Below are 16876 nucleotides of genomic sequence, written 5' to 3' on the forward strand. Positions count from 1 at the left end.
AAGCGGTTATTTTCAGAAGTTTTCAAAGAATCCTTTGTAACTTCAACCACTTGCGCTTTCGATCTCTCGTCAGCGGGAGGCGAATTCTACAGCGTTACTCGCTGCTGTCAACACCTCTTTTTCAACTCCCTTTCGGCTTCGATGATCTGAAGCAACCTGCTGCCGAAAACTGCGTAACTCATTGTTTACCAAGGAGTTTTCCGTTTCGACTGCGCCGGAAGTGGGGCGAATTATAGACACCTGAGATCTGCCGTCAACCACTTATTACGCTTTTTTGGCAGAAGAGGCCTTTTTAGCCACCAAACGCGGGATGCGCCGGGTTACGGGTGGCAGACGCAACACTAATAGCAACGCGCCGATACCGGCATAGATAGACCACTCCTTCAAATCGGCGCGCACAATCCAGAGCATATGCAGCAACCCAAGGCCGAGAACCAGATAAGCCAGACGATGCAGCTTTTTCCAGCGCGACCCCAAACGCCGCTGACTGTATCGATTGGAAGTCGCTGCCAACGCCAGCAAACACAGAAACCCCAACGCCCCGACAATAATGTAGGGACGCTTGCCCAGCTCGACGCCCAGTTGCGACCAGTCGAACCCAAGGATGAATGCCAGATAGGCACTCAAATGCAGAACTACATAAGCGAAACACCACAAACCCAGCTGCCGCCGAACCGCAATCCACCCAGCCCACCCCGTGAGCTTCTGCAGCGGCGTCATACTTAATGTAATAAGCAGCAGAACAAGCGTCCCCAAGCCCAACCGGTCAACCAGTACCTTGCCCGGATCAGGCCCGAGCACATCCTCCCACGCTTGATACAACCAAAGCAGAGGCCAGATCGCCGCAGCGACGAAAACGCCAATACGCCAGAGTCGATATCGCATCAGTAGTTCTTCCGAAGATCGAGCCCTGTATAGAGAGAAGCGACTTCATCGGCATAACCATTGAACATTTGCGTGTCACGCACATTCGGCTTGAACAGACCACTCGGCAAGCGCCGTTCGCGAGCCTGAGTCCAGCGTGGATGATCAACCTCAGGGTTCACATTCGCATAGAAGCCATACTCGTTCGAAGCGATACTCTGCCAGGTGGTTTTTGGCTGCTCACTCACCAGACTGATCCGCACGATGGACTTGATGCTCTTGAATCCGTATTTCCACGGCACCACCAAACGCAGTGGCGCCCCGTTCTGATTGGGTAACTCACGCCCGTACATTCCCACTGCCAGAATCGCCAAGGGGTTCATCGCCTCATCAAGGCGCAACCCTTCTACATAGGGCCAATCGATCAAGGCGAACCCCGAGCGCTGCCCCGGCATGCTCTTGGGATCTTCAAGCGTTTCGAAGCGAATGAATCTGGCTTTTGAAGTGGGCTCTACCTGATTGAGCAACGCCGAAATGGGGAAACCTATCCATGGAATGACCATCGACCAGGCCTCCACGCAACGGAGGCGGTAAATGCGCTCCTCCAGTTGATAAGGCCTCATGAAGTCTTCCAGTGCGTAGCGCCCCGGCTTACCCACTTCGCCATCCACCACCACAGTCCATGGCTCAGTCTTCAGCGCACCGGCATTGGCAGCCGGATCGCCCTTGTCGGTACCGAATTCATAGAAGTTGTTGTAGTGGGTTGCATCCTTGAACGGCGTAATCGCCTCATCCTTGACGTTAACCGCCCCCCACTTGATCGAGGGAAGCTTTTCGCTGAACCACGAAGGCGCCTTGCCAGGCTCGACACCTGCATATCGCGCCGCATCATCAGCGTCCGCCCAACGCGGCAGACTACTCATGGCCAAGCCGGCAACGGCGACACCCAATACATTGCGTCGAGAAAGGTAGATGGATTCAGGTGTGACATCCGACTCATGGCAGTCGGATGCCTTGGGGACTTTGATCAGCATGACTACTCCGCAGCATTGGAGAACAGATGCACCAACTGCGGAGTATGAGGGAAATTACATCACTCGGCGCTTTTGCGCCGACGAAGATGTAACAAGTATTGCACCGGCCCGGATGCTGCGTAGGCGAGGAAAACCAGCAGCAGAATGCGTGGCGGATCACTGAACACTACCGCGAACACCAAAACCACGGCGAGGATCGCCACGAATGGCACGCGCCCTTTCAGATCCAGCTCCTTGAAGCTGTTGTACTTGATGTTGCTGACCATCAGCATACCCGCTGCCGCGACCATCAGCGCCACCAGGAAAGACATCTTGGAACCCTGAATGCCGTAATCGCTGAACGCCCAGACAATTCCCGCCACCACGCCAGCGGCAGCCGGGCTGGCCAGACCAATGAAGTAGCGCTTGTCGGCCGTGCCGACCTGGGTATTGAAACGCGCCAGGCGTAACGCCGCACCCGCTACATAGATGAAGGCGACCATCCAGCCGACCTTGCCCATGTCGCCCAAGGCCCAGCCAAACGCCAGCAGCGCCGGCGCCACGCCGAAAGCAACCATATCCGATAGCGAGTCATACTCGGCACCGAAGGCACTCTGGGTATTGGTCATGCGGGCGACACGGCCATCGAGGCCATCGAGCACCATGGCGACAAAAATTGCGATGGCGGCAAACGCAAAATACTTGCTCGCACCAATCGAATCACCCGCACTCAAGGCACTCTGGGCGCTCATGGAATTGATGATGGAGTAGAACCCTGCGAACAGGTTCGCAGTGGTGAACAGATTCGGCAGAAGATAGATACCACGATGCCGGACTTTACGGCCTTCAGCGTCATGCCCTTCTTCGACATGTTCATCGATGGGCAGCAGGCTTTCGGCGTCAGAAGCCTGTTTTGGCTCTTCGGGACGTTCGCTCATGGACAATACCTTGCAACGGGATGGAAAGTTTCGACAGATGTCTGCAACGCCGGTTCGCACCGCAAACGATGCAGCTTTATACCAGAACCGGCCCTCCAAACGAAAAAACGCGGCCTGGGCCGCGTTTTTCGTACAAGTGTCAGACTTAGTTTTTAGCTTTGTCGACGATCTTGTTGGCACCGATCCACGGCATCATGGAGCGCAGTTGCTCGCCGATGATTTCGATACCGTGAGAAGCGTTGTTACGACGCTTGGCGGTCATCGAAGGATAGCCGGTAGCACCTTCGCTGATGAACATCTTGGCGTATTCGCCGTCCTGAATACGTTTCAGGGCGTTGCGCATGGCCTGACGGGATTCGGCGTTGATGACTTCCGGACCGGTCACGTACTCGCCGTACTCGGCGTTGTTGGAGATCGAGTAGTTCATGTTGGCGATACCGCCTTCGTACATGAGGTCGACGATCAGCTTCAGTTCGTGCAGGCATTCGAAGTAGGCCATTTCCGGCGCGTAGCCAGCTTCAACCAGGGTTTCAAAACCGGCTTTTACCAGCTCGACGGTACCGCCGCACAGAACGGCTTGTTCGCCGAACAGGTCGGTTTCAGTCTCGTCCTTGAAGGTGGTTTCGATGATGCCGGTGCGACCGCCACCCACGCCAGCAGCGTAGGACAGCGCAACGTTTTTGGCGTTGCCGGAAGCGTCCTGATAGATAGCGATCAGGTCAGGGATACCGCCGCCCTTCACGAATTCGGAACGTACGGTGTGGCCTGGAGCCTTCGGCGCGATCATGATCACGTCGAGGTCAGCGCGCGGCACAACCTGGTTGTAGTGGATCGCGAAGCCGTGGGAGAAGGCCAGGGTGGCGCCCTTCTTGATGTTCGGCTCGATTTCGTTCTTGTACAGGGAGGACTGGAACTCGTCCGGGGTCAGGATCATGACCAGGTCGGCAGCCGCAACAGCGGAAGCAACGTCAGTCACTTTCAGGCCGTGTGCTTCGGCCTTGGCAACAGTGGCCGAGCCTTTACGCAGACCAACGGTAACGTCAACGCCGGAGTCTTTCAGGTTGCACGCTTGAGCGTGGCCCTGGGAGCCGTAACCGATGATGGCAACTTTCTTGCCCTGGATGATCGACAGGTCGCAGTCTTTATCGTAGAAAACTTTCATGAATTTCCCCTATATATCCAGGCCGTTCAGGCCATTCGCTAATTTGGTTTAGATGCTGAGTACTTTGTCGCCGCGGGCAATCCCGGTGACGCCACTGCGGACGGTCTCCAGAATCGAAGCGGTGCCGATGGACTGGATGAAGCTGTCGAGCTTGTCGCTGGTACCGGTCAATTGAACGGTATACACGCTGGCGCTGACATCGACGATCTGCCCACGGTAAATATCGGTAGTGCGTTTGATCTCGGCACGCTGGGCACCGGTGGCTTTGACCTTGACCAGCATCAGTTCGCGCTCGATATGAGCACTTTCCGACAAGTCGACCAATTTGACCACTTCGATCAGTTTGTTCAGGTTCTTGGTGATCTGCTCGATGATTTCATCATGGCCCACCGTGGTCAGCGTGAGACGCGACAGAGTCGGGTCTTCCGTTGGCGCCACGGTCAGGCTTTCGATGTTGTAGTTGCGCTGCGAGAACAGGCCGACTACACGAGACAGAGCGCCAGGTTCGTTTTCCAGAAGCAAGGAAATAATGTGCCGCATGATTAAGTACGCTCCGTCTTGCTCAGCCACATATCGCGCATGGAGCCGTCTTTGATCTGCATCGGGTAGACGTGCTCACTGGTGTCGACCGAAATATCGATGACCACCAGGCGATCTTTCATGGCGAACGCTTCTTCCATCTTCGACTTCAAGTCTTTCGAGTCGGTGATGCGCACGCCGACGTGACCATAGGCCTCTGCCAGCTTGACGAAGTCAGGCAACGACTCCATGTAGGAATGCGAGTGACGACTGCCGTAACTCATGTCTTGCCACTGGCGAACCATGCCCAGCACACCGTTGTTCAGGATGACGATCTTGACCGGCAAACCGTATTGCAGGCAGGTCGACAGTTCCTGAATGTTCATCTGGATGCTGCCTTCGCCCGTCACGCAAGCGACATCATCATCCGGAAAGCTCAACTTGATGCCCATGGCCGCCGGAAAACCGAAGCCCATGGTGCCCAGGCCGCCAGAGTTGATCCAGCGGTTAGGCTTGTTGAACTTGTAGTACTGCGCCGCAAACATTTGGTGCTGACCAACGTCGGAGGCGACAAAGGCATCGCCCTTGGTCACTTCGCACAAGGTTTCGATCACGGCCTGCGGCTTGATGACACTACCGTCGCCCTTGTCATAAGGGAACAGACCACGGTCACCGCGCCACTCATCAACCTGCTTCCACCAACTGGCAACAGATTCCTTGTTCGGGGTCTCGCCGATTTCCTTGAGGATCGCGACCATTTCGGTCAAAACGCTCTCGACCGGGCCAACGATAGGCACGTCAGCCTTGATGGTCTTGGAAATCGAAGCAGGGTCGATGTCGATATGAATGATCTTGGCGTTCGGGCAGAACTTCGATGCGCCGTTGATTACACGGTCGTCGAAACGCGCACCGACAGCCAGGATCACGTCAGCATGGTGCATCGCCAGGTTGGCGGTGTAGCTGCCATGCATGCCGAGCATGCCGATGAACTGACGATCGGTCCCAGGGTAGCCACCCAGCCCCATCAGGGTATTGGTCACTGGCAGATTGAGCATTTTTGCCAATTCGGTGAGCGGCGCGGAGCCGTTGCCGAGAATCACACCACCACCGGAATACAGAACGGGACGTTTGGCCGCCAGTAGCATTTCCGCTGCTTTGCGGATTTGACCGGAATGACCGCGAACGGCCGGACTGTAGGAGCGCAGCTTGGCTTTTTTCGGGAAGACGTATTCGAACTTCTCGGCCGGGTTGGTCATGTCTTTCGGGATATCGACAACGACCGGACCAGGACGACCGGATTGCGCCAGGTAGAAAGCTTTCTTCATGACTTCCGGGATTTCCGACGCGTGTTTGATCATGAAGCTGTGTTTCACGATCGGCCGGGAGATACCGATCATGTCGGTTTCCTGGAATGCGTCGGTACCTACCATGGTGCTCGGCACCTGGCCGGAAATGACCACCATCGGAATGGAGTCCATGTAGGCCGTGGCGATACCGGTGATAGCGTTGGTTGCGCCCGGGCCGGAAGTCACCAGAACCACGCCGGCCTTGCCGGTGGCACGGGCGTAGCCGTCAGCCATATGGGTCGCAGCCTGCTCGTGACGAACCAGAATGTGAGTCACTTCCGGTTCTTTGAACAGGGCATCGTAGACATGAAGAAGAGCACCACCCGGGTACCCGTAGATATATTTGACGCCTTCGTCACGCAAGAAGCGGACGAGCATCTCACCGCCAGATAAAAGCTCCACGTTGCTCACCTCTAAAACGCCAGAATACCGCCCACGAAAATGGGACGGGTCTTAATAGGTTTACTTCTCAGCAGAGCATGAGCGACGGTGGTCGCCGACTACGTCAGCACTGACTGAGCAAGTATTGGGATCGTCCCAAGTGTTGCGGGCCTTTCCCACCCAGCGCGAGGTAACGCGTTGCGGGTGTAACAGGTCGGCGCGGATGTGCGCCTCATGATCTGCTGAGTGGGTCTGCTTCTGGCAGTCCCTCTACAGCGGACTTTGGATTCTTCTGTTTCGTCCCCTGCAAGTCAAGTCGTCTATGTGCTTTATTGAACTAAGCACATGAGAAAGCAAGAAAAAATCGTGAAACATCAAGTGTGTTAGCTTCAATTGCGCAACCCGAGACAAGGAAATGACATGCGAGCGTTCTTCCTGACCGCCGGCCTGCTGATTGGCCTGAGTCCTTTAAGCATGGCCGCACAGATTTACAAATGGGTCGACGCCCAGGGCGTTACCCATTTCGATGCGCAACCACCTTCAGGTCAGCAAGCCACTATTGTCGTGATGCCCTCCCCGTCCGCCGCCAAACCCGCCGCATTTTTGAACAGCGGCACGATTGGCGATCAACAGGCCATCGACAAAAAAGTCAAGAAGCAGGTCGCCAAGCAGCAAACAGAGCTGAAAGTATTTTGCGAACAGGCGCGAACAAACCTGGCGCAGCTGCGGAACAATCCGCGGCTTAGAGAGGAAGTGGAGGGAGAACTGCGTCGACTCGACGACACTCAACGGCAGGAGCGCATAGGAGAAACGCAGAAACAGATCGCGGATAACTGCATGTAGTCACCTACAGGAGCCGCCCGGAGCAAGCTCGGCTCCTACAGGAATCGGGGTCAGCGAGAAGCGGTGATCAGTTGATCGAACTCTTTGAGCAGCACTTGCAGCTGTCGATCCTTGCCCTGAACATTACGGGAGGCAAAGACCATTTCGGCCATCTCCTGAATCCCCGAAGCATTCGGCAAAGGCAGGTTCTGCTCAAGGATTGCTTTCATGCGCGGCAGAAAGATCCATTGCAGCCATTGCTCGAAGTCCAGCGTATCGACCGAAAACGGCTCAACGCTGGAGAGCGCCTCAGCGGATGGCGGGACATCATCCCACCATCCTTGCACCCGCAATTCACGCTCGATCAGCAGCAACTGCTCGGCAATCCTGGGAAAGCGGACATCCATCACGACGAAACCTTTGCCTTCTGACGGGCCAATGCCGCGCCAGCGGAGTCGCCCTGCTTCTCACGTGCCTGGGCAATCAACTCCCACAGACTGGCCTGAAGCGCCGGACGACCATTGGCCAAAGTCAAACCACGACGCGCGAATTGCTCGGCCTGCGCGGCATCCCCTTGAGCCATGCGCACTTGCGCCAGGCGATAAAGCACCTGCGGTTCACGCGGGGCGACACGCTGGGCACGTTCGAGACTTGAAGAGGCACCGTTGAGATCACCACCCGCCTGTTGCTGCTGAGCAGTGGTCAACAGCGCCAGCACTGGACCGTCCAGTTGCTCATCGGCGGACAAACCACCGGAACTGGCCGACGGAATTCCGCTCGGCGTCGACGGCATGCTGTAGCTGCCCTGATTGATCGGTGCAGACTGCACCGGCGAGGTATCAATCGGTCCCGGCGTAATCGGGCCTGGGGTGATCGGCGTAGTGCTGATCGGCGTCGAAGTCGTTGCGCCGCCACCCGGCACCATCACGACCACACCGGTATCGCCTTGCGGAATTTCCTGCACCTTCGCTTGTGCAGGACGCTTGACCGTCGAATGACGGAAACCTCCGTTCGCCGAGACCCTCTCACTATTGGAGACATTGGTGCCGGAGTCCACAACCGGAATCGAGCCACGCTGTACGGAGGAGCAACCGCTGAGCAAAGCCACGGCGGTAACCGCTGGAATCAACCACTTGTTCACTTGAAACCCTCTTTGCTTAATTCATCCAGCCCTTGACCCAATCCATCACCGTTTCACCATTGATAGGGCTTTCGCCACCGCAAGGAGCGCCGGGAGGCGGTTCGCTGCCGCGAATATACGGCATCTGCACGGCGCCCGGGCAGTTGCCGTCAGAGCCTTGTCCGGTCCGCGAATCGACCCAGGCCTGAACAATATTATCCGGCTGAGGCATGTCCAACGGCAACGGATCGGCCTTGCGCATGAAACTGGTCCAGACCTGCAACGCCCCGGTAGCACCCGTGAATGGCGTCTTGCCGTTGTCATCGCGCCCCAACCAGACCACCGCCAGCAGATCCTGACTGAAACCGGCGAACCAGCTGTCGCGCGAATCGTTACTGGTACCGGTCTTGCCGGCCAGTGTCAGGGTTTTCGGCAGCACGTTGTAAACCGAACTGCCGGTGCCTTCGCGCATGACCCGCTGCATGGCGCTCTGGACCAGGTAAATGGAGGCCGGGTCGAAACGCTGCTGAATCTGGAACGGATAACGCTTGAGAGGCTCGCCTTCGGCTGTCAGTACGCTACGAATCCCGCGCATCGGGGTATTGAAACCACCGTTGGCGAGGGTCTGGTACATGGTTGCCACTTCGATCGGTGTCATGCCGCCCGCCCCCAGCAACATCGACGGAAAGGCCGGAAACTCGCGACTCACCCCCAGACGCCCGAGGGTCTTGAGGACATTGGGAACACCTACCGCCAAGCCGAGACGCGCGGTCGACAAGTTGTAGGAATGCGCCAGGCCTTGATAAAGGAAAACCGTGCCATGGGAGCGGCGATCATAGTTCTGCGGCTTCCAGACCTGACCGTCCGCACCTTTGACCGAGAAGGATTCGTCTGACAGCCAACTGGTCAGTGTGTACTGGCTCGGTTTCTCGAGTGCTGTCAGATAAACCGCTGGCTTGATCAACGAGCCGATCGGCCGCACCGCATCCAGTGCACGGTTGAAGCCGGCAAAACTTGCCTGGCGACTGCCGATCATGGCCTGGACTTCACCGGTTTCCGGGTTGGTCACGACCATCGCCGCTTCGACGTCATCGGAGCCCTTGCGCCCAGACAGGCGTTTGAAGGTGTCGTTGACCGATGCTTCGGCTTTCATCTGCAGGATCGGGTCGAAGCTGGTAAAGATTCGCAGACCTTCTTCGGTCAAGTCTTCATCGCGATAGTCTTCACGCAGTTGACGCTTGACCAGATCGAGGAAACCAGGGAACGAGCTATCAGCCAACTTTCCACGTGTTGTCACGCCCAATGGCATTTTCTTCGCAGCAGCGACCTGCTCGGCGGTGGCGACGCCTTGTTGCTCAAGCACATCCAGCACCAGATTGCGCCGTTCAAGCGCCCGCTCAGGATTGCGACGCGGATTGTAATAAGACGGTCCCTTGACCATGCCCACCAGCATCGCGACTTGATGCAGCTTCAGTTCGGACAACGGCTGCCCGAAGAAGAACTGACTGGCCAGGCCGAATCCGTGGACCGCACGCTGACCATCCTGGCCAACGAACACTTCATTGAGGTAAGCCTCAAGTATTTCCCGTTTGTCGTAATGCAACTCAAGCAACATCGCCATCATGGCTTCGGTGAGTTTACGGGTCAGGCTGCGTTCGCTGGTCAGGTAGAAATTCTTGACCAGCTGTTGCGTTAACGTACTGCCGCCCTGGGTCAGCTTGCCCCCAGAGGTATTGACGTAGATGGCTCGCACAATCGACTTGGGCGACACCCCCCAATGGCTGTAGAAGTCACGGTCTTCCACGGCAACCAGGGTTTCCAGCAGATACGGCGGAACCTGATCGATCTTGATCAGAATGCGATCTTCGAGGTTCTTCGGATAAATCCCGCCGATCAGCAGCGGTTCCAGGCGCACTACAGATAACTTCGAACCGTTCGTCGCCGAGAGTTCGGCGACATAGTCGCCGGAGAAGCGAACACGCACCGGTTGAGCGTTCTCCAGACCCTCATAGAACTGGAAGCCGCGGGTATTCAAGTCGACGGTATTGCCGTTGACTGCCGCCGCGCCGGGGCCGTTGCTCACGCTTTCACGGCGATAGCCCAGGGCATCGAGTTCGGTGAGAAAGTCATCCCTGCTCAGTTTTTGTCCGACGAACAGCTCGAGCGGACGCGCGTATACCTTGGCCGGAATCGTCCAGCGCTTGCCGGAAAACTTCTCCTGCACGATGGCATCGAGGTAAACCGCGAATCCGGCCAGCACCACAAGGCCGACCAGACTGAGTTTAAGGACCCAGCCCAGCCAGGGCCGCAGGCCTCGGGAAGGTGGTTTTTTTGGGGTACGGGGGGATCGAGTACGAGTCATGGCGGCGGATTATACGCACTTTATTCATCCTCAACAGGAGCCCTCCGAGTTTGCGTTGGGCTGGCTAGCCGCCATAATGACGACCTGAATTTTTCCAGACTCTGAAGGATCCCCCCTGTGAGCCAGTCCCTGATTGCCGCTTTGCAAAACCCGGCCTTGTATCCGCATCCTGTTGACGGGTTCCAGCTCATCGAAACCCATATTTCCTGGGTACTGCTCACCGGTTCCTATGCCTATAAAGTGAAGAAGCCGGTCAACTTCGGTTTCCTCGATTTCACCACGCTTGAGGCTCGAAAGCATTTCTGCGGCGAAGAATTGCGCCTGAACCAGCGCCTGACAGACGATCTGTATCTGGAAGTGTTGCCGGTCACTGGCAGCGCCGAAGCTCCGCAACTGGGCGGCGAAGGCCCGGCCATCGAATACGTGCTGAAAATGCGTCAATTCCCGCAAACCGGCTTGCTCAGCACCCTTCAGGCCAATGGTGAACTGACCACCTCGCACATCGACGCGATGGCGGCACAAATCGCCCGGTTCCACCTCAGCGCCCCAAAAGTCCCGGCCGAACATGAAGCGGGCACTCCTGACAGTGTCATGGCGCCAGTGCGTCAGAACTTCGAACAGATTCGCCCATTCCTCAGTGACAAGGCTGACCTGCTGCAACTCGACGCCCTGCTAGCCTGGGCCGAGAGCAGCTTCGATCGCCTGAAGCCCATCCTCACCCAGCGCAAGGCAGACGGATTCATCCGCGAATGCCATGGCGACATTCATTTGGGCAACGCCACGGTGATCGACGGCAAGGTCGTGATTTTCGACTGCATCGAGTTCAACGAACCGTTCCGCTTCACCGATGTGTATGCCGATGCCGGCTTCCTGGCCATGGACCTGGAAGACCGCGGCCTGAAGTGCCTGGCACGCCGCTTCATCAGCCAGTACCTGGAACTGACCGGCGATTATCAGGGCCTGGAACTGCTCAACTTCTATAAAGCCTACCGTGCACTGGTTCGCGCCAAGGTCAGCCTGTTCAGCATGCCGGCCGACGCCACTGCGGTGCAGCGCGCCACCACCCTGCGCCAGTACCGGACCTACGCCAACCTGGCAGAAAGCTATAGCACCATTCCTTCGCGCTTCATGGCGATTACCCACGGTGTTTCCGCGGTCGGCAAAAGCCACGTGGCGATGCGCCTGGTGGAAGCATTGGGCGCGATTCGCCTGCGCTCCGACGTTGAGCGCAAACGCCTGTTCGGCGAGCAAACCGGCACGAACGACCTGCAGGCCGGCATTTACAGCGCCGATGCCAGTACCGCGACCTACCAACGCTTGCACGAAATTGCCGAGGTCATCCTTCACGCCGGCTTCCCGGTGGTGATCGATGCCACTTATCTCAAGCACGATCAGCGCGAAAGCGCAGCGAAAATTGCCGAGGCTACAGGCACGCCTTTCCTGATCCTCGACTGCAATGCACCACAAGCCGTGATCGAGAGCTGGCTGGCCCTGCGCCAGGCAGATAACACAGATCCGTCCGACGCCACGCTGGCGGTGATCGAGGCCCAGCAAGCCAGTCGCGAACCCCTGACCCCGGCAGAAATTCTCTGCAGCAAACGCGTTCAGACCAATGAAAGCGGAACGCTTGACACAGTCGTGGCGCAAATTCGCCAACGCCTGCCAGGCCTGTAAAAAACTATTTCAGCCGTGAGGCCTTCGCCGGCTTCACGGCTGCCAAATAGTGGCACTATACTGGCGCCATAAAACCAACAGGTGATGTGACATGAGCCAGCCGAAACTTCTCGACACCCCGCTTTATGCCTTGCTGCACAAAGACGACATCACAGGTTTCAACAATGAACGCCCCAAGGATGGCCCTATCGACATGGTCGGTGGTGACTTCCGGGGGCTGGACTTGCGCGAGTTGAACGCCGACGGCGTCGACTTCACCAATGCCTACTTCCGTTCCGCCGATTTGCGGGGCATCGACTTTCGCAATGCGTCACTCGAAGGTGCAAGTCTGGCCCATGCACAGATTTCCGGTGCCTACTTTCCGCCAGAGTTGAGTGCTGACGAGATTCTGATGTCGATGAACTTCGGGACACGACTGCGTTATCGCACCCGCTGACCCTTAGCGTAAATTCACCAGTCCGGTGCCCACGCTTCGCATTGGACTTCGGGCCGACTTGTCCCGACTACTGGCATCTCCCCCCTGTCCCTGCTCCTTTCGCAGTTTTTCACGCGCCCTCTAACGCCTGCCTCTTAGAAGCTTTTGCGTCGAAAACGACCAAACAATCACGCTTTTCCTACTGATGGCTACACTCCTGAGAAGCTTGCCCACGCACCATTCGGCCATCGCAAGGAGGCTTGATGAATGATGAACTGCAACACCTTAAGAATCTTGGCAAGACGTCGGCGCAGTGGCTGCATGCGGTGGGCATCCACAGCGCCTCGGACTTGCGTCGCCTGGGAGCGGTGGACGCTTATCGGGCCGTGCGCACGCGCGGTTTTCGAGCATCCAAGGTGTTGTTGTATGCAATCGAAGGCGCCCTGATGGACGTGCATTGGAATGACATTCCCGCCGAACGCAAAGAAGCGTTGAATAAACAGTTGGAAGCGATCTCGTCACGTCACAAAAACTGAGTCCGCATGGGATGTCCGCGATTGATACGAGTGAAGCCACTAAAAACGACAAACCAATAGTCAATATTTACAAGGACTTGCCGACCACGCGCGACACAAACGACGCCAATGAGAAATCAGCTGTTGACTTGGTAATGAGAATCGATATGATTATCACAACTGGTCGCGAGACTGGTCGATATTCTGAATAGCCCTTGGTTCGGACTCTCAGATTATCTCCTCATCAGGCTAATCACGGTTATTTGACCCGGCTCTTGCCGGGTCTTTTTTTGCCTGAGGAAAAGTCGTCACCGCGACACTGCGCTAATTGCGGCGCAAGGTTATTGACCAGCAGATTCAGGATAAAAACCGTCAGACAGCTTTTTCAGGCTCTCCGGCAGTCGTGGACCCAATCCACCCACCAGCAAGGTCGGATCAAGCTCGATGACCCGCCCGCCCCGCGCTGCGCGAGTGGAGGCCAGAATCGGATTTTCCCTGAACAACGCTGCACGCGCCGCATCACCACTCAGTGCGCGGTCGGCAAACACCAGCACATCAGGATCAAGGCTCACCAGCGACTCGTTCGAAAACGGCTTGTAGCCGGTATGGGTCGCCAGGTTGTGTCCTCCGGCGCGTTGCAGTAACCAATCAGCGGCGGTGTCCTTGCCGGCGATCAGCGGTTTTCCGCCCGCGTGCCCGAGTAACAGCAACACCCCCGGAGAGGACTGCGTCAATTGCGCCCTGGTAACCCGGATCTTCTGCAGCTCAAGCGCCTGTTGATAAGTCGCCAGCAACTGTGCCGCCCGGTCTTCGGCGCCGAGCAACCTGCCCAAATGCTGCAGGTTATTCTGCAGCGTCGGCAGATCCGGCTGGGCCGAGAACAGCTCGACCTGCACGCCCGCATTACGAATTTGCGAAAGCACGGGGGGCGGCCCCATCTCTTCGGTACCGACCAGAATCTGCGGACGCAAACTCAGCACACCCTCCGCCGAAAGCTGCCGCTGATATCCGATGCTGGGTAAAGCCTTCAGGGATTCAGGGTGCTGACTGGTGGTATCGACTCCGACCAGTTTCGACTCGCCCCCCAAAGCGCTGACCCACTCCGAGAGCGCCCCGCCGGCACTGACCCAACGTTGCGGCAACTCGCTCGCAGCGACGTGATGACTGGCGAAAAGTCCGAAACACAGCGCGCAAACACGGGTACTCAGGCGCATATACAGTTTCCTATGAGGGTTTCCCGGGCATCAGGCGACGAGGCCACGTATCCTGTGCAACTTGGCAACCGCGCCTTCCGGGCAAGTCAGCCATTTGATAATTGCTTGCATTTGCACGTCAAGCTCGGACATATCCGGTCACGACTGTGCGCCCTGAGGATAGGCATGAAATTTCTGTGTAAAGGCATTGAGCTGGCCGATGCCAGCAGCCGCGGGTTTGAACTCGCCGGGCAAAAGCTTTTCGCCGTGCGTCGGGACGGCAAGGTTTACGTCTATGTCAATCGCTGCCCGCACCGCGGCGTCGGACTTGAATGGACCCCCGACCAGTTTCTGGACCCCAGCAACAGCCTGATCCAGTGCGCCACCCACGGCGCCCTGTTTTTGATCGAGGACGGCGAATGCGTTGCCGGCCCTTGCGCGGGGCAATCGCTGACCCGTGTCGACTGTCGCGAGGATGCGCAAGGCATCTGGATCAGTCTTTAACCGCCAAGCACTACCTCCAGACGCCGATCCACGACCATCTCTTCATGGGTCAGACGCACGCCATAGGCCAGCACTTCAACCCCGCACGCCACCGCCTCACGCAAGGCTTGTGCGTAGGCGGAATCGATTTCTTCGGCCGGGCGCACGGCTTCGATACCGGTCAAATTCACGCAGTACAACTGCACCGCACGAATTCCGTCCCGCGCCAGATGGGCCAACTCACGCAGATGCTTCGCCCCGCGCTGGGTCACCGCATCAGGAAACGCCGCCACCGCGACACCGTCGAAACCCAGCGTGACACTTTTGACTTCCACATAGGCCGGCCCGTCGGGGTAATCGAGACGAAAATCGATCCGGCTCTTTTCCTGACCGTAGGCCACTTCGCGCTTGAGACCGGTAAAGCCGTTCAGCTCGGTGATTACCCCAGCCAGCAGTGCTTCTTCGATCAAAGCATTGGCCCGCCCGGTATTCACGCAAAAATGACGACCATGCGGGGTTTCGCCGATTTCCCAGGTGCCGGGCAACTTGCGCTTGGGGTCATTGGAGCGACTGAACCAAACCTGTCCACCTTCGACCTGACAATTGAGCATCGAGCCGGTGTTCGGGCAGTGAATGGTCAACAACTCACCGCCAACGGTTTCGATATCGGCGAGAAAACGCTTGTAACGGCGGATCAGCCGACCTTCTTCGAGGGGAGGATGAAAACGCATCAGCCTTGCCAGCTCCGCAGACCCCGGCCGATACGCTCCACCGCTTCCTGCAAACGCTCAAGGTTTTGCGTGTAAGCAAAACGCACGTGATGCCCGGCCTGATAGCGACCGAAATCCAGTCCAGGCGTGAATGCTACGTGCTCCGTTTCGAGGAAATGCCGACAGAACGAGAAGGCATCGCCGCCGAACTTGCTGATATCAGCGTACAAATAGAACGCGCCTTCAGGCTCGACAGCGATCCCGAAGCCCAACTCCCGCAATGCTGGCAAAAGGAAATCGCGACGACGACCGAATTCGGCACGACGCTCTTCCAGAATCCTGATGGTTTCTGGCTCGAAACAGGCCAGCGCAGCATGCTGCGCCATGCTCGGGGCACTGATATAGAGGTTCTGGGCGAGCTTCTCCAGCTCACCCACAGCCACATCGGGTGCCACCAGCCAACCGAGCCGCCATCCGGTCATTCCGAAATATTTCGAAAAACTGTTGAGCACAAAGGCACTGTCATCGACTTCCAGCACGCTGGCCGCATCGGTGCCGTAGGTCAAGCCGTGGTAGATCTCGTCCACCACCAGATGACCGTGGCGCTGTTTGATGGCGCTGGACAGCCCCGCCAGCTCGTCACGGGTGAGGATCGTCCCCGTTGGATTCGCCGGAGATGCCACCAACGCACCCACGCTGTCGTGATCCCAATGCCGCTCGACGAGATCCGGTGTCAGTTGATAACGCACGTCCGGACCTACAGGGACAAGCTGCGCGGCACCTTCTACCAGTCGCAGGAAATGCCGGTTGCATGGGTAACCCGGGTCCGCCAGCAGCCAATGCTTGCCCGGATCCACCAGCAAGGCACTGGCCAGCAACAGCGCACCGGAACCGCCGGGCGTGATGAGGATGCGTCGCGGATCGATGTTCAGGCCATAACGCTGCTGATAAAAGCCCGAGATGGCCTCACGCAGCTCGGGAATGCCACGTGCGGCGGTGTATCGCGTTTTTCCCGATTCGAGCGCAGCCTGGCCGGCACGGATGATCGGCTCGGCCGTGGTGAAGTCCGGTTCGCCGATTTCCAGGTGAATCACATCGTGACCGGCGGCCTGTAATTCATTGGCCCGCGCCAGCAATGCCATGACATGAAAAGGTTCGATTGCGCGACTGCGGGCACTGTAGGACTGAGCCATTGGCCTTCCTTCAACGAAGAAAAGAAACGATTCTACCCAAGCGCAGGAACGAGCGAGAGCCTAAAGCGGTCAGAGCGGTATAACCCAGACCCAAAACGACTCGAGCGAGTGCCCAAGGTTTGACTAAAATCAATAATTGATCAGGGCTGCGGAGCTACCAGGCAGC

17 protein-coding genes are annotated in these 16876 nt (G+C 57.5%); 5 read left to right on the top strand and 12 right to left on the bottom strand.

Annotated elements, in window-relative coordinates; translation table 11 throughout:
- Window positions 1-264: 264 nt before the first annotated feature.
- From msrQ to CKW21_RS24975, 6 genes are all read right to left on the bottom strand, one after another.
- Window positions 265-885 (bottom strand): protein-methionine-sulfoxide reductase heme-binding subunit MsrQ, encoded by a 621-nt coding sequence (gene msrQ / locus CKW21_RS24950; RefSeq protein WP_095196547.1) that lies wholly within the window; start codon window positions 883-885, stop codon window positions 265-267.
- The gene (msrP, locus tag CKW21_RS24955; RefSeq protein ID WP_095196548.1) at window positions 885-1898 is read right to left on the bottom strand and encodes a protein-methionine-sulfoxide reductase catalytic subunit MsrP; all 1014 of its coding nucleotides are present in this window, start codon (window positions 1896-1898) and stop codon (window positions 885-887) included. Before msrP ends, msrQ begins: the two co-directional genes overlap by 1 nt.
- A gap of 59 nt (window positions 1899-1957) precedes the next feature.
- Window positions 1958-2815, bottom strand: coding sequence for a CDP-diacylglycerol--serine O-phosphatidyltransferase (gene pssA / locus CKW21_RS24960; protein WP_095196549.1), 858 nt, complete (start codon window positions 2813-2815; stop codon window positions 1958-1960).
- A gap of 145 nt (window positions 2816-2960) precedes the next feature.
- Window positions 2961-3977, bottom strand: coding sequence for a ketol-acid reductoisomerase (ilvC, locus tag CKW21_RS24965; protein WP_095196550.1), 1017 nt, complete (start codon window positions 3975-3977; stop codon window positions 2961-2963).
- Between the two features lie 48 nt (window positions 3978-4025).
- Window positions 4026-4517 carry an acetolactate synthase small subunit gene (gene ilvN, locus CKW21_RS24970; protein ID WP_003205610.1) on the bottom strand — a complete coding sequence of 164 codons (492 nt, stop codon included), beginning with the start codon at window positions 4515-4517 and terminating at the stop codon, window positions 4026-4028.
- A gap of 2 nt (window positions 4518-4519) precedes the next feature.
- On the bottom strand, window positions 4520-6244 hold the full coding sequence (locus tag CKW21_RS24975; RefSeq protein WP_095196704.1) for an acetolactate synthase 3 large subunit: 1725 nt from the start codon (window positions 6242-6244) through the stop codon (window positions 4520-4522).
- A gap of 399 nt (window positions 6245-6643) precedes the next feature.
- On the opposite strand from CKW21_RS24975, the gene CKW21_RS24980 reads away from it, so the two are divergent.
- Window positions 6644-7066, top strand: coding sequence for a DUF4124 domain-containing protein (locus CKW21_RS24980; protein ID WP_095196551.1), 423 nt, complete (start codon window positions 6644-6646; stop codon window positions 7064-7066).
- A 50-nt stretch (window positions 7067-7116) separates the two neighbouring features.
- Here the strand turns inward: CKW21_RS24980 and CKW21_RS24985 are convergent, their stop codons facing one another.
- The 3 genes from CKW21_RS24985 to mrcB are packed head-to-tail and all read right to left on the bottom strand — an operon-like array spanning window position 7117 to window position 10527.
- Complete coding sequence (locus CKW21_RS24985) at window positions 7117-7452, bottom strand: YqcC family protein (RefSeq protein WP_095196552.1); 336 nt, start codon at window positions 7450-7452, stop codon at window positions 7117-7119.
- The gene (locus CKW21_RS24990; protein ID WP_095196553.1) at window positions 7452-8186 is read right to left on the bottom strand and encodes a hypothetical protein; all 735 of its coding nucleotides are present in this window, start codon (window positions 8184-8186) and stop codon (window positions 7452-7454) included. Before CKW21_RS24990 ends, CKW21_RS24985 begins: the two co-directional genes overlap by 1 nt.
- Before the next feature lie 16 nt (window positions 8187-8202).
- The gene (mrcB, locus tag CKW21_RS24995) at window positions 8203-10527 is read right to left on the bottom strand and encodes a penicillin-binding protein 1B (protein WP_095196554.1); all 2325 of its coding nucleotides are present in this window, start codon (window positions 10525-10527) and stop codon (window positions 8203-8205) included.
- Between the two features lie 117 nt (window positions 10528-10644).
- On the opposite strand from mrcB, the gene CKW21_RS25000 reads away from it, so the two are divergent.
- From CKW21_RS25000 to CKW21_RS25010, 3 genes are all read left to right on the top strand, one after another.
- Window positions 10645-12201 carry a bifunctional aminoglycoside phosphotransferase/ATP-binding protein gene (locus CKW21_RS25000; protein ID WP_095196555.1) on the top strand — a complete coding sequence of 519 codons (1557 nt, stop codon included), beginning with the start codon at window positions 10645-10647 and terminating at the stop codon, window positions 12199-12201.
- Between the two features lie 91 nt (window positions 12202-12292).
- Window positions 12293-12637 (top strand): pentapeptide repeat-containing protein, encoded by a 345-nt coding sequence (locus tag CKW21_RS25005; RefSeq protein WP_095196556.1) that lies wholly within the window; start codon window positions 12293-12295, stop codon window positions 12635-12637.
- A 242-nt stretch (window positions 12638-12879) separates the two neighbouring features.
- Window positions 12880-13152 carry a TfoX/Sxy family protein gene (locus tag CKW21_RS25010; RefSeq protein ID WP_007971093.1) on the top strand — a complete coding sequence of 91 codons (273 nt, stop codon included), beginning with the start codon at window positions 12880-12882 and terminating at the stop codon, window positions 13150-13152.
- 320 nt (window positions 13153-13472) lie between these two features.
- Here CKW21_RS25010 and CKW21_RS25020 read toward each other — a convergent pair whose 3' ends face one another.
- Window positions 13473-14345 (bottom strand): hemin ABC transporter substrate-binding protein, encoded by an 873-nt coding sequence (locus tag CKW21_RS25020; protein WP_095196558.1) that lies wholly within the window; start codon window positions 14343-14345, stop codon window positions 13473-13475.
- A 165-nt stretch (window positions 14346-14510) separates the two neighbouring features.
- Between CKW21_RS25020 and CKW21_RS25025 the strand changes: the two genes are divergently transcribed.
- On the top strand, window positions 14511-14828 hold the full coding sequence (locus CKW21_RS25025; RefSeq protein ID WP_095196559.1) for a Rieske 2Fe-2S domain-containing protein: 318 nt from the start codon (window positions 14511-14513) through the stop codon (window positions 14826-14828).
- On the opposite strand, the gene sfsA is transcribed toward CKW21_RS25025, so the two are convergent.
- Window positions 14825-15538: a DNA/RNA nuclease SfsA gene (sfsA, locus tag CKW21_RS25030; protein ID WP_095196560.1), complete on the bottom strand. Its 714-nt coding sequence runs from the start codon at window positions 15536-15538 to the stop codon at window positions 14825-14827. The two genes, CKW21_RS25025 and sfsA, sit on opposite strands and share 4 nt — an antisense overlap.
- Window positions 15538-16710 (bottom strand): pyridoxal phosphate-dependent aminotransferase, encoded by a 1173-nt coding sequence (locus CKW21_RS25035; protein WP_095196561.1) that lies wholly within the window; start codon window positions 16708-16710, stop codon window positions 15538-15540. Before CKW21_RS25035 ends, sfsA begins: the two co-directional genes overlap by 1 nt.
- Window positions 16711-16876: the final 166 nt, after the last annotated feature.

This window comes from Pseudomonas sp. Irchel 3A7, assembly GCF_900187565.1.
Lineage (GTDB): Bacteria > Pseudomonadota > Gammaproteobacteria > Pseudomonadales > Pseudomonadaceae > Aquipseudomonas.